14 protein-coding genes are annotated in these 12,816 nt (G+C 63.5%); 10 read left to right on the forward strand and 4 right to left on the reverse strand.

What is annotated here, in order from left to right:
• Positions 1-366 precede the first annotated feature (366 nt).
• Both D886_RS0118810 and D886_RS0118815 read left to right on the forward strand, forming a co-directional pair.
• Complete coding sequence (locus D886_RS0118810; protein WP_027595383.1) at positions 367-1,746, forward strand: NAD(P)-binding domain-containing protein; 1,380 nt, start codon at positions 367-369, stop codon at positions 1,744-1,746.
• Between the two features lie 85 nt (positions 1,747-1,831).
• Positions 1,832-2,371, forward strand: coding sequence for an Rrf2 family transcriptional regulator (locus D886_RS0118815; RefSeq protein WP_027595384.1), 540 nt, complete (start codon positions 1,832-1,834; stop codon positions 2,369-2,371).
• A gap of 62 nt (positions 2,372-2,433) precedes the next feature.
• Here D886_RS0118815 and D886_RS0118820 read toward each other — a convergent pair whose 3' ends face one another.
• Positions 2,434-3,342 carry an AraC family transcriptional regulator gene (locus D886_RS0118820; protein ID WP_027595385.1) on the reverse strand — a complete coding sequence of 303 codons (909 nt, stop codon included), beginning with the start codon at positions 3,340-3,342 and terminating at the stop codon, positions 2,434-2,436.
• Positions 3,343-3,444: 102 nt separating this feature from the next.
• On the opposite strand from D886_RS0118820, the gene D886_RS0118825 reads away from it, so the two are divergent.
• From D886_RS0118825 to D886_RS0118845, 5 genes are read left to right on the forward strand one after another with little or no spacing between them, the layout of a single operon-like run.
• Positions 3,445-4,005, forward strand: a complete 561-nt coding sequence (locus D886_RS0118825; RefSeq protein WP_027595386.1) for a carboxymuconolactone decarboxylase family protein — start codon at positions 3,445-3,447, stop codon at positions 4,003-4,005.
• 47 nt (positions 4,006-4,052) lie between these two features.
• Positions 4,053-5,117 (forward strand): acyl-CoA dehydrogenase family protein, encoded by a 1,065-nt coding sequence (locus D886_RS0118830; protein ID WP_027595387.1) that lies wholly within the window; start codon positions 4,053-4,055, stop codon positions 5,115-5,117.
• Positions 5,114-5,935, forward strand: coding sequence for an ABC transporter ATP-binding protein (locus D886_RS0118835; RefSeq protein WP_027595388.1), 822 nt, complete (start codon positions 5,114-5,116; stop codon positions 5,933-5,935). Before D886_RS0118830 ends, D886_RS0118835 begins: the two co-directional genes overlap by 4 nt.
• On the forward strand, positions 5,922-7,127 hold the full coding sequence (locus tag D886_RS0118840) for an ABC transporter substrate-binding protein (RefSeq protein WP_027595389.1): 1,206 nt from the start codon (positions 5,922-5,924) through the stop codon (positions 7,125-7,127). The genes D886_RS0118835 and D886_RS0118840 overlap by 14 nt, the downstream gene beginning before the upstream one ends.
• Complete coding sequence (locus tag D886_RS0118845) at positions 7,127-7,882, forward strand: ABC transporter permease (protein WP_027595390.1); 756 nt, start codon at positions 7,127-7,129, stop codon at positions 7,880-7,882. Before D886_RS0118840 ends, D886_RS0118845 begins: the two co-directional genes overlap by 1 nt.
• Positions 7,883-7,915: 33 nt before the next feature.
• Here the strand turns inward: D886_RS0118845 and D886_RS0118850 are convergent, their stop codons facing one another.
• Positions 7,916-8,602, reverse strand: a complete 687-nt coding sequence (locus D886_RS0118850; RefSeq protein ID WP_027595391.1) for a GNAT family N-acetyltransferase — start codon at positions 8,600-8,602, stop codon at positions 7,916-7,918.
• A gap of 80 nt (positions 8,603-8,682) precedes the next feature.
• Positions 8,683-9,624 carry an N-acetyl-gamma-glutamyl-phosphate reductase gene (gene argC, locus D886_RS0118855; RefSeq protein ID WP_027595392.1) on the reverse strand — a complete coding sequence of 314 codons (942 nt, stop codon included), beginning with the start codon at positions 9,622-9,624 and terminating at the stop codon, positions 8,683-8,685.
• A gap of 103 nt (positions 9,625-9,727) precedes the next feature.
• On the opposite strand from argC, the gene D886_RS0118860 reads away from it, so the two are divergent.
• A complete protein-coding gene (locus D886_RS0118860; RefSeq protein ID WP_027595393.1) occupies positions 9,728-10,606 on the forward strand; it encodes a LysR family transcriptional regulator in 879 nt (292 codons plus the stop codon).
• A gap of 53 nt (positions 10,607-10,659) precedes the next feature.
• On the opposite strand, the gene D886_RS0118865 is transcribed toward D886_RS0118860, so the two are convergent.
• Positions 10,660-11,310, reverse strand: coding sequence for a TIGR04211 family SH3 domain-containing protein (locus D886_RS0118865; protein ID WP_027595394.1), 651 nt, complete (start codon positions 11,308-11,310; stop codon positions 10,660-10,662).
• Between the two features lie 243 nt (positions 11,311-11,553).
• On the opposite strand from D886_RS0118865, the gene D886_RS0118870 reads away from it, so the two are divergent.
• Positions 11,554-12,033 carry a VOC family protein gene (locus D886_RS0118870; RefSeq protein ID WP_027595395.1) on the forward strand — a complete coding sequence of 160 codons (480 nt, stop codon included), beginning with the start codon at positions 11,554-11,556 and terminating at the stop codon, positions 12,031-12,033.
• A 394-nt stretch (positions 12,034-12,427) separates the two neighbouring features.
• On the forward strand, positions 12,428-12,816 hold a 389-nt coding region (locus D886_RS0118875), incomplete at its 3' end, for an ATP-binding cassette domain-containing protein (protein ID WP_027595396.1).

Genomic DNA, 12,816 nt, shown 5'->3' on the forward strand with positions numbered 1-12,816 from the left:
GCAGGGGGGAGGGCCGCCATCCTTGATATCCCCACCCCCATCCGTTATAGATAAAAAAGAAACCATAAAGAAAAGAGGCCATTTCAGCCCCCATGTACGAGATCACACGTATCTTGCGCCCCTCAGGCCCCCATTACGCACCCTGCGCTAATGGATACGGGCCCACCCCCATGACACGCTCCCCGCTTTCGAGCCTGTACCACGTGTTGTCGATCCCGCCCGTCAACATCCTGCTTAGCCAGATGCGCAAACGCCCCGTCCCTCCACCTGCACCGTAACGCCTGAATTTCACCACCCCCGGCCTTTTGCCGTTTGGGGTTGGGGAGCCTTTGCATTTTTTCAGCGTTCAACTGTTCAGGAATCACTATGACTCTTCGTGTCGCTATCATCGGCGCCGGCCCGTCCGGCCTTGCACAATTGCGTGCGTTCCAATCCGCCCATGCCCAGGGCGCCCCCATGCCTGAAATCGTGTGCTTCGAGAAGCAAGCCGACTGGGGCGGTATGTGGAACTACACCTGGCGCACCGGCCTCGACCAGCATGGCGAACCCGTGCACGGCAGCATGTACCGTTACCTATGGTCAAACGGCCCCAAGGAATGCCTGGAATTTGCCGACTACAGCTTCGATGAGCACTTTGGCCGGCCGATCTCCTCGTACCCGCCGCGCGAAGTGCTGTGGGACTATATTCAGGGCCGCGTGAAGAAGGCCGGGGTGCGCAATTACATCCGCTTCAATACTGTGGTCAAGCACGTCAGCTTCGATGAAACCACCCGCGAGTTCACCGTTAGCGCCCACGACTACAGCGCAGGGGTTAGTGTCGAGCAGGTGTTCGATTATGTGGTAGTGGCCAGTGGGCACTTTTCCACCCCACACGTGCCGGAGTTCGAAGGTTTCGAGCGTTTCACCGGGCGTATCCTGCACGCCCACGATTTTCGCGAAGCGATGGAGTTCAACGGCCAGGACCTGCTCATTGTCGGCAGCAGCTATTCGGCCGAAGACATCGGCTCGCAGTGCTACAAGTACGGTGCACGCTCGATCACCACGGCCTACCGCACGCAACCGATGGGCTACAAGTGGCCCAAGGGCTGGGAAGAACGCCCGCAACTGGTCCGGGTCGAGAGCGACCTGGCGTACTTCGCCGACGGGTCGAACAAGCGCGTCGATGCGATCATCCTGTGCACCGGTTACCAGCATCACTTCCCGTTCCTGCCGGACGAACTCACCCTCAAGACCAACAATCGCCTGTGGCCTGCGGGGCTGTACCAAGGCGTGGTATGGGAGCAAAACCCGCAGCTGATTTACCTGGGCATGCAGGACCTCTGGTACAGCTTCAACCTGTTCGACGCACAGGCATGGTTTGCACGCGATTACATGCTGGGGCGCATCACGTTGCCGGCCAAGGCCGCCATGCATGCCGACAGCGAGCGCTGGCGCGAGGATGAGCTGGGCCTGGAAACCACGGCCTCGATGTACGAATTCCAAGGCCGATACATCAGGCACCTGATCGAGCAGACGGATTACCCAAGCTTCGATATCGAGGCGGTGAACCGCATCTTCCTGCAATGGAAGACCGACAAGAAGCACGACATCATGGGTTATCGCGACAAGTCGTACCGCTCGGTGATCACCGGTACCCAAGCGGTGCCCCACCATACCCGCTGGATGCAGGCGATGGACGACTCGCTGCAGGAGTACTTGCGCGAAACGGACGGCAAGCAAGGTGAGGTGAAGGTACTGCGCGGGTAGGGTTTTCTATCGCTTCAAACGAGGGAATGCTTTCGGCGCTGGCGCTATCGGCGTATTATTGCGACAAAGTTGGTCGGAGATTGATATGTCGCTGTACAGTGCTGGCGTCGAATATGGCATCCATTGCCTGCTGTACCTGGTGGATGAGCGCGGTGACACGCGCGAGTCCAGCGTGCGCGACCTTGCGGCGCTGCAAGGCGTGCCGCAGGAATACCTGGCCAAGGTGTTCACCAAGCTGGCTCGCGCCGGCTTGGTGGTTGCCACTGAAGGGGTGCGCGGCGGTTTCCGCCTGGCGCGGCCGTCGGATGAGATCACCGTGCTGGATATCGTCACGGCTATCGACGGTCCGAAGAAGATCTTCGATTGCCGTGAGATTCGCGAGCGTTGCACGCTGTTTGACGGCTCACCACCGGGTTGGGCGACCGAAGGCACCTGTGCCATTCATGCGGTGATGCTGGGCGCGCAAAAGCGCATGGAAGAGGCGCTGGCGCAGCAGACCATCTTAGACCTGGCGCGGCGCGTGGGGCGCAAGGCGCCTGCCGCGTTCGGGCAGCAGGTCAATGAATGGATGGGGGAGCGGCGGGATGGCAAGGGTGGCGGTGATATCCCGGTGAGTCAGGTCTAAGTCAACCTGCCCAGGCCTCTTCGCGGGCTTGCCCGCGAAGAGGCCCGACCAGGCAAACACAATCACCGCCCCTCATGCTGCCTGCGATACGCCCCCGGCTGCACCCCGACGGCCTTGGCAAACGCCCGGGTAAACGCCGCCACCGACTGATACCCCACCTGCGCGCACACCTGCTCCACGGTGTTGCCTGCTTGCAACAGCTGGGACGCATGGCGCATGCGCAACGCCAGCAGCACCTGCCCCGGTGACTGCCCGGCCAGTTCGTTGAAACGCTTGAAAAACGCTGACCGCGACAGCCCCGTGCACGCCGCCATGTTTTCCAGCGTCCAGGATTGCCCAGGCTGTTCGATCAGTTGCACCAGCAACGCGGCAAACGCCGGCTGCCGGGCCAGCGCCACCAGCCCGCCGAGGGGCTGCCCGGCATGCACTTGCTGGCGCAGTACGTACAGGAACAACAAATGCGTCAGCCGCTCCAGCAAGGTCTGCGACGGCGGTAGGCGTTCGCATTCTTCCAGGATCAGCCCGAACAGTGCCCGCGCCGCATGCCCGGCGGGCTCGTTGGCGCGCAGCAGAATCCAGTCGGCCAGGCCTTCCACGATCAATGACGACAGCCCCGGGCGAAAGTGAAAGAACCCGCACACCAGCCCCACGCCATCGCCGGCAGTGGCATCCAGAGCCTGCATCGCCTGGCGCGGCTGGGCGCAGGCGCTGACGGGGTTCTGGTCACTGGACAGCCGATACGCCAGGTCACGCAGCAAAAAAACCGCATCCCCAGCTTCCAGCCGCACTGCCTCGGCCTGGCCATCAAGGTGCAGCCAGCAATGGCCCTGCACGACCAGGTGGAAACTGGCGCGGCCCATGCCTTGCGTGCTGGCATGCCAGCCGCCGCAATAGCGGCCGACATGAAACAGGCTGGCGTCGAGCTCCAGGCCTTCTAATAACCAATCGACAAGGTGGCTGGACGAAATCATCTAATGCAAAGACTCAGGAGCAAGGAAAGGCGACTGATGAATATGGAGGGTAGTTCTTATAACCAACAGACTGTAAGGACACCCACCACAGGAGACCCCTCCATGTCCTCGCGCATTACTTTACACACTCTGCAGAGCGCCCCGGAAGCGGCCCGTCCATTCCTTGAAAATGCCCAGAAAAATTCCGGCTTCATCCCCAACCTGCTCGGCGTGCTGGCCAACGCTCCGGCAGCGCTGGAAACCTACGTGACCGTGTCGGCGCTCAACGGCAAGTCCGAGCTGACCCTGGCCGAGCGTGAAGTGGTGCAGTTGATTGCTGCCACCCAGCATGGCTGCGACTTTTGTGTCGCCGGCCACACCGCAGTCGCGTTGAACAAGGCCAAGCTGCCGGAAGCAGTGGTCGATGCGCTGCGTGCGCGGGGTGAGCTGCCCGATGCCCGATACGAGACCCTGGCCGCGTTCGCTCGCGAAGTCATCGCCACCCGTGGCAACGTCAGCGAGGCCACCTACCAGGCATTTCGTGAGGCCGGCTTCAGCGAAGGCAACGCCTTGGAAGTGATTCTGGGCGTGAGCCTCGCAACCCTGTGCAACTTTGCTAATGTTTTCGCCCAGACGCCGCTCAACGACGAGCTGAGCAAGTACCGCTGGCAGCCTTCTGCGTAATCCGCGTGGGGTGCCGGCCCCGCCGGCGTTTTCAAAGGAGTACAGACATGCAAGATTGTGCATTTCGGCAATGGCTGGATGCCAACGCCGAGGCCATTGACCAGGGCACGTGCGAGCCGCACCTAGTGCTGGCGCAGATCGCTGAAGCGCAGGTGCTGCGCATCGGCGTCGATCCGGCCCAGGGCGGCACGGGCGGGCAGGTGACCGATGCGGTCGAAGCCATCGCCGCCATTGCCAGCCGTTCGTTGGCGGCGGCGTTCGTCTGCTGGGGCCAGCGCGCCTTCATTGAATACCTGCTGCAAAGCCATAACCAGTCACTGCGCGAACGCCTGCTGCCGAGGTTGCTGACAGGCGAGCTGGCAGGCGCCACCGGGTTGTCCAACGCCATGAAGTTTCTCTCGGGCATCGAGCGCCTGCAGGTGCGCGGGCGCCCCAGCAGCGAGGGGTGGAACCTGGAGGGCCGCTTGCATTGGGTGACCAATCTGCGCAAGAGCGGTTTTGTGGTGGCCGCGGCCATCGAGTGCGATGCCGAGGGCGCGCCCTTCGTGTTGGCCATTCCCTCGGAGGTGCAAGGGCTGGTGCGCTCGGACGACTTGCAGTTGATGGGGCTGCAATCGAGCAATACTGCCGCGCTGGCGTTTCATCAGGTCGAACTGGGCCGCGAGTGGCTGCTGCATGAAAACGCCCGTGAGTTCCTGCCCAAGGTACGCCCGGCCTTCCTCGCGCTGCAATGCGGCATGGCCATCGGCCTGGCCCGGCGCGCGTTGGATGAAGTGGCGGCGCACCTGCAAGGCCGTGGTTCGTTCCTCGAAGAGGCCCGCCAGGTGCTCAAGGAACGCCTGGAAAACACCGTGAGTGAACTCAAGCAGGGCCTGCTCGACGGGCGCTTCCTGCAGCAGCCAGCGGCGTTGTTCAAACTGCGCATCATCCTTGCCGAAAGTGCTGCCGACGCGGTGCAGCTCGAGCTGCAGGCCAGTGGTGGCAAGGCGTACCTCAGCGAGTACGGCCAAGGTTTCGCGCGCCGTTGGCGCGAATCGGCGTTCGTGCCCATCGTCACGCCAAGCCTGGTGCAGCTGCGCGCCGAACTGCAACGCCAGGCGGGCACGGCATGAGCGAAGTCGTGCTGCAAGCCCGAGCTATCAGCCTCGGCTACCCCCGCGAGGGTAGCTGGCACGAGGTGCTGGCGCGGTTCGACCTGCAGTTGGCACCGGGCGAAGTGGTGTCCATCCTGGGCCCCAGCGGGGTTGGCAAGTCCAGCCTGTTGCGGGTGCTGGCGGGCTTGCAGGCACCGCGTGGCGGCAGCGTGATGTTGCACGGCGAGCCGTTGCAAGGGCCGCACCCGCGCCTGGCGGTGGCCTTCCAGGACCCCAGCCTGTTGCCTTGGCTGAGCCTGGAAAAGAACGTCGCCTTCGGCCTGGATTTCGCTCGCCAACCCAAGTTGGCCGCCACCGAACGGCGTGCACGCATCGACCATGCCATTGCCGCCGTGGGCTTGGACCATGCCCGTAACCAGTACCCGGCGCAGCTGTCCGGTGGCATGGCCCAACGCACGGCGTTGGCGCGCTGCCTGGCGCGTCAGCCTGAAGTGCTGTTGCTCGACGAGCCGTTTGGTGCGCTCGACGAAGTGACCCGCGCCGACATGCAGCAACTGCTGCTGCAACTGATCGCCACCCACAATACCGCTGCGGTGCTGATCACCCACGATATCGACGAAGCCCTGCTGCTGTCCGATCGGGTCCTGCTACTGGGCAACCACCCAGCGCAGGTGCTCGGCCAGTGGCGCATCGACCTGCCGCAACCGCGTACGCAGCGGGTCGAGGAACTGGGCGCGCTGCGTATCGAGATTGTCAAAACCCTTCGGCGGGCAAGCCGCACAGACCCACCTTCCTCAACCCCCTTGCCCTCGGAGGCTGTCCATGTGCATGGATGACTGCTGTTCCGCTTCTTCGCGTCGCGACTTCCTCAAGCTTGGCGCCATGCTTACTGCCGCCGGTGCGTTGCCGCTGCTGTCGAGCCTGCAAGCCCGTGCGGCTGCCGAGCCGGACGCGCCGGTGCGCATCGGCTACCTGCCGATCACCGACGCCACGCCGTTGCTGGTAGCGCACAACAATGGCCTGTTCGAGGCCGAAGGCATCAAAGCCGAGCGCCCAGTGCTGCTGCGCAGTTGGGCGCAGGTGATCGAGGCGTTCATTTCGGGCCAGGTCAACGTCATCCATTTGCTGTCGCCGATGACCGTCTGGGCACGTTACGCCAGCAAGGTACCGGCCAAGGTCGTGGCCTGGAACCATGTGGGGGGTTCGGGGCTGACCGTGGCGCCCGACATTACCGACATGAAGCAGTTGGGCGGCAAGACCGTGGCCATCCCATTCTGGTATTCGATCCATAACGTGGTGCTGCAGCAGATGCTCAACGACAGCGGCCTGACCCCGGTGTCGAAACCTGCTAATGCGCAGCTGGCGGCCACCGAGGTCAACCTGCTGGTGCTGCCACCGTCCGATATGCCCCCGGCGCTGGCCAGCAAGCGTATTGCTGGCTACATCGTCGCCGAACCGTTCAACGCCCTGGCCGAGAACCTCAAGGTGGGCCGCGTGCAGCGCTTTACCGGCGATGTGTGGCGCAACCACGCCTGCTGCGTGGTGTTCATGCACGAGCACGACCTCAACAACCGCCCGGAGTGGTCGCAGAAGGTGGTCAACGCCATCGTCAAGGCCCAGCAGTGGACGCGCGAGCACCGCGCCGAAGCTGCCGCGCTGCTGTCCAAGGCCGGCCCCAACAAGTACACCCCGCACGAAGTGGCGGTATTGAGCAAAGTCCTGGCGCCAGCCGCCGAAGACCGCGCAGGCTATATCGCCAGTGGCGCGATCCAGCATCAGCAGTGGGACGAAAAACGTATCGACTTCCAGCCATACCCGTTCCCCAGCTACACCGAAGCACTGATCAAGCGCCTGCAGCACACCCTGATCGAAGGCGACAGTGGCTTTTTGGCGGGCCTGGACCCGGCGCACACCGCCCGCGACCTGGTCGACGACCGTTTCGTGCGCAACGCCATCACCGCCGTTGGCGGGCCGTCGGTGTTCGGCATTGCCGACAACTTCGAGCGTAGCGAGGAGTTCGCGGTCTGATGCGCAAGCATGTCGTTCATACCAGCCTAGGCTTGGCCGGGCTGCTGGGGTTGCTGCTGGCATGGTGGGCCGGCGTGGCGTGGTTTGGCGAGGCCGATGGCCTGTCGGCGCGTTTTTCGCCGGCGGCGACCCTGGCCAGCCTGGTCGAGCTGCTGGGGCAGGGCGAGGTCTACGGCCACGTGTGGGTCAGCCTCAAACGTATTTTGATCGGGCTGTTGCTGGCCTTAATGATCGGTGTCCCCCTCGGCTTGCTGGTGGGCAGCTATCGGCACCTGGAGGCGGCGACCACGCCGGCCTTCCAGTTCTTGCGGATGATCTCGCCGCTGTCGTGGATGCCGGTGGTGGTGATGCTGATGGGGGTGGGTGACCAGCCGATCTATTTCCTGCTGGCATTTGCCGCGCTGTGGCCGATTTTGCTCAACACTGCGGCAGGTGTGCGTCAGCTCGACCCGCGTTGGTTGCAACTGAGCCGCAGTTTGAGTGCTACGCGCTGGGAGACCTTGTGCAAGGTCATCGTGCCAGGGGTGATCGGCCATGTGCTGACGGGTGTGCGCCTGGCCATCGGCATCCTTTGGATCGTGCTGGTGCCCTGCGAGATGCTGGGGGTAAGTGCGGGGTTGGGGTATTTCATCCTCGACACCCGTGACCGGCTGGCGTATTCGGAGCTGATGGCGATGGTGCTGCTGATCGGGGTGCTGGGGTTCATGCTCGATGCCCTGGCGCGTGGGTTGCATCGGCGTTGGGTGCACGGCTGAAAAGAGCTGGGGCCGCCGTGCGGCCCCACAGCATCAGTGCACGGTCTTGCGCTGGCGGACACATTCCTGCGCTTGAATGGCCAACTGGTCCAAGCGCTCGTCGCGCAGCTGTTCGGCCTCGATCATCGCATCCTCGCCTTGCTGGTTGAGCAGGTAGGTGTGGATCTGATGCACCTCGGTGGTCTGGTAGATCGGCCCGATATCCAGCCGGCCAATCAGCGCCTCGCTGGCGTGCCCGGTGCTGCTCATCAGCACCTGCGGCCCGTTGGCTGCCACCACCTGCATGCCCATCGCTTCGAACCACGGCACCTGGCCGGCAAAGGTGTTCAGCTCGACATAGGCATGCTGCGCCTGCAGGTCACCTAACAGTGCGCGGGCGATACCTTGGCGGCGATGGCTGGCGCGCACGGCAAGAAATGCCAGTGCGCAGGTTTGCGCATCATCATCGGCCGGCAACGCCAGGGCGAAACCGAGCAGTTGGTCGGGGGCATCGGCGTCCAGCGCCAGGGTCAGCGTCACCGACAGGCCGCGCTTACCGTCCATGGCCTGCAAGTACTGGTGCACTTCCATGCCGACGCCGTACTGGTACAGCGGATACAGCGGGTTGTCGGCAAGAATGGCGACGCTGCTCAATTCGCCGACGTGATGGATCACCAGCTCACGGATCTGGTTCTGGAAAGACTCGGGCGGCACGCTGTCAAGGCGGCTCAGGATGAACATCGGGGGGAAGGCTCCGGCGGCTAGGAATACAACCCGCGCCATGCTGACGCGGGACGTACAGTTTAACCGGTTTTGCCCAATCAGCCTTGCGCCTGTAGCGCGGCGAGCATCAGGTCGAGGTTTTGTACCGCCGCCCCGGACGCGCCTTTGCCCAGGTTATCGAATACAGCGGTCAGCAGCACCTGGCCATGCGCCGGGTTGGCGTACAGCGCCAGGCGCAGGTCGTTGCTGTCGTTCAATGCTTCGGGGTCGAGTGCTGCGGCGGGGCCTTGCTGGTGCAGGGGCATCACCTGAACGTGGCGAGCTCCTTGGTAGTGCTGTTCCAAGCAGGCCTGCAGGTGTTCGGCGCTGACCTGGCCGGGCAGCAGGCGCAACTGCAGCGGGATGCTGAGCACGATGCCCTGGCGATAGGCGCCGTAACCAGGCACGAACACCGGCCGTGCCGACAGCCCGGCGTGTTGCTGGATTTCCGGTACATGCTTGTGTGCCAGTTCCAGGCCATACAGCTGCAGGGTTGGGGTGTTCTCGGCACTCGGCTGCTCATGGCGTTCGACCGCGGCGCGGCCGCCGCCGGAGTACCCCGAGATGGCGTGAATGCTCAGCGGGTAATCCGCTGGCAGCAACCCGGCGGTGATCAGCGGGCGCAGCAGGGCAATCGCGCCGGTGGGGTAGCAGCCGGGGTTGCTGACGCGTGTGCTGTGGGCGATGCGCTCGGCTTGCTGCGCGTCCAGTTCCGGCAGGCCATAGACCCAGCCGGGGCTGGTGCGGTGGGCGGAGCTGGCGTCGATGACCCGAACGTGCGGGTTGTGGATTGCCGCGACGGCCTCGCGGGCGGCGTCATCGGGCAGGCAGAGCACGGCGATGTCGGCGCTGTTGATGGCTTCGGCGCGGCGCTGCGGGTCTTTACGCTCGGCCTCGGGCAGGGTCAGCAGGCGTACGTCATTGCGCCCGTGCAGGCGGGCGTGAATCTGCAGGCCAGTGGTGCCTTGGTCACCGTCGATAAAAACAACAGGGGTATGCATGGTCGAGGTCCGGTCAGGGGAGGGTGGCCTATGCTCGCCCGCGGCTGGACTAAAGGAAATTTGAATATCATGATGCTGATGTTCATTATTTCTGAAGCTAGTCATGCGCGAAATCAGCCTCGACCGCCTCCGCACGCTGGTCGAAATCACCGACCTCGGCTCGTTTGCCGAGGCCGCTCGCCGGCTCAACCTGGCCCCGCCCACCATCAGCCTGCATGTGGCCGAGCTGGAGGCACGGGTCGGCGCGCCGTTGCTCACCCGCAACCGTGGGCAGGTACGGCCTACGGCCATCGGCGAGACGCTGCTGGCCCGAGCCCGTCGCTTGCTGGCCGATGCCGACCTGGCGCTGGACGAGGTGCGCCGTCAGGTCGAGGGGCTGACTGGCCGGGTCCGCCTGGGGGCTTCGACTGGCGCCATTGCCCACCTGTTGCCCAAAGCGCTCGAGTACCTGCGCGAAGTGCACCCGGGGATCGATGTGCAGGTGCAGGTGCTGACCTCGCAGGCGTCGCTGGCGCGGTTGCGCGAGGGGGCCTTGGACATTGGCCTGGTGGCCTTGCCGCAAGTGGCAGGCAAAGGGCTCAAGATCACCCCGTGGCGACGCGATCCGATCTTGGCCTATGTGCCGGCCGATTGGCAGCCGCCGGCCAAGGTTACCCCGGCATGGTTGGCGCAGCGGGCGTTGATTCTCAATGACAACAGCACGCAGTTGTCGCGGGTGACGGGGGAATGGTTTGCTGCGGCGGGGTTGTTCCCCGAGCCGCGCATCGAGCTGAACTACAACGATGCGATCAAAAGCCTGGTGGGGGCCGGCTACGGCGCGACATTGCTGCCGCAGGAGGGCGAGGCGCCCGAGCTGGACCGGCGGATTGCCCGGCGACCGTTGCGTCCGGGGTTGTGGCGGCAACTGGGCATCGCCTGCCGTGAAGGGCAGGCTGAACGTGCCACGGCGCATGTGCTCGAGGCTTTGGAGCGGCTGTTGTAGGGGGCGGGTGCATGCCTCCTGGCGCCCGCCTCAAGCCCCTGATGCACCCCTAATCAGAACCAGCGGTCATTCTTCTTCCGCCCACGCGTCAGCGCCGGCAAGATCAACCCCATCAGCAGGCCCGCGCCTGCAATACTGCCGCCGTACACCATATAGCGCATCATCACCTGTTTGTTCTCATCCCCCAGGCGGGCCTGGGTATCGCGCAAGGTCGATTGGCTTTGGTCGAGCTGTTCGTTCAGCGCTTTGTTGCGCGCTTCCAGCTCGTCGATCAGTTGCTTGCGCGAGTCCAGTGTCTCTTGCATGCCCTGCACGCGGTTTTTCCAGCTGTCATCGATGCTCTTAAGCTGCCCCGACAGGTCGGCGACCTGGGCATCGAGCTGCGGCAGGCGTTCGCCCTGGCCTGGCACCGCCTGCAGGTCGCTGCTGAGGATCCACACCAGGTCGCCATTCTGCCCACGCACCTGGCTGTAGTTGCCTTGGGTGGTGACCAGCGTCAGTTTCTGGCCGGACTTGAGGGTGCCGACAATCCGGTGGCCATCGGTCGGGCCGCTGCGCACGTAGGTGCTCAGGCTGTCGCTGACCCAGCGCGCATCGCTGGCGGGCTCCTCGGCATGCACCGGGGCGGCGAGGGCCACCAGGGCTGCGATCAGGCCGCCGCGCAGGGCTGGGAGGGCGGAGAATGTGGGGCGGGATTCGGGCATGTTGGTCTTCGCTGAAACAGGACAAAAGTAGGCCCGCTGACTGGGCCGCTGAACCGGTCGGTGAGTTGACCGTCAGCGAAAGACCTTTTTTATGTAAGCAGGTTCACTACCTAACGTCGGAAATGTCTGCAGAATGTTGCAAAGACCGGCCGTCCTGAAGGCGTATGCCGGGCCACGCAGCGGCGCCGACGGCAAGGCCGTGGACTAGACTCAAAGGCCCACTCTCATTCATGGAGCCCTGCCATGACTGCCAAAAACACGATCTGCCTGTGGTACGACCATGACGCCGAAGAGGCGGCCAACTTCTACGCCCGCACCTTCCCCGACAGCCGGGTAGTGGCGGTGCACCAAGCCCCTAGCGACTACCCGTCGGGCAAGCAAGGCGATGTGATTACCGTCGAGTTCATCGTCATGGGTATCCCTTGCGTTGGGCTCAATGGGGGCAAGGCCTTTAGCCATAGCGAGGCGTTCTCGTTTCAGGTCAGCACCGAGGACCAGGCCGAGACTGACCGGCTGTGGGATGCCATCGTCAGCCATGGCGGCGAGGCCAGCGTCTGTGGCTGGTGCAAGGACAAGTGGGGGGTGTCGTGGCAAATCTGCCCACGCATCCTGATCGAGGCCATTGCCAATCCCGACCGGGCTGCTGCCAAGCGGGCGTTCGAGGCCATGATGGAAATGGGCAAGATCGATGTCGCCAAGATTGAGGCAGCATTGAAGGGGTGACCCACTTACCTGGTAGGAGCAGCCTTGTGCTGCGAAGAGGCCCGTGACCCCATCCTGAACCGTGGGTGTGTGCACCGGCGCCTTCGCAGCACAAGGCTGCTCCTACAGTCCCTATGCCGTGGCAAGCCCTGGGCCCCGGCATACCATAAATTGACGCTTCCGTTCTATTCCATGCCGATCGCCAGGGCTACAGTTCAGCCAGTCCTTCACAAAAGCCCGCTACCCCGAGGCTTTACCAGCGTGCCACGCACCGCTGGCTCAACCATAAGATCATCACAGTTCTGATTCGCTCACTGCTTTTTGAGCACCCTGCCAATCGCACGTCTGCAGCTGTTTCCGCCCATGGAAAGGATGCCGATCATTTATTGGTCATAACAAAAACAAAGAGGGTCGTATGAGCCATGCCGATGAGATTCTTTCGGTAAACAACATCTTCAAAGTGTTCGGCCCCAACCCGAACATGGCCATGGAGATGCTCCGCAAGGGCGCCGACAAGAACGAAATCTTCAGCAAGACCGGCCACGTCGTCGGCGTGTTCGATGCAAGCTTTTTCGTCAAACGTGGCGAGATCTTCGTCATCATGGGCCTGTCGGGCTCGGGCAAGTCGACCATGGTGCGGCTGTTCAACCGCCTGATCGAACCCACTGCTGGCAGCATCCACCTCAACGGCCGCGAAATCACCGGCCTGTCCGATAAAGCCCTGCTCGATGTGCGCCGCAAGGAAATGGGCATGGTGTTCCAGTCCTTCGCCCTGATGCCGCACATGAGCGTGCTGCAGAACAC

Origin of the sequence: Pseudomonas sp. LAIL14HWK12:I7, assembly GCF_000483465.1 — a bacterium.
Lineage (GTDB): Bacteria > Pseudomonadota > Gammaproteobacteria > Pseudomonadales > Pseudomonadaceae > Aquipseudomonas > Aquipseudomonas kermanshahensis.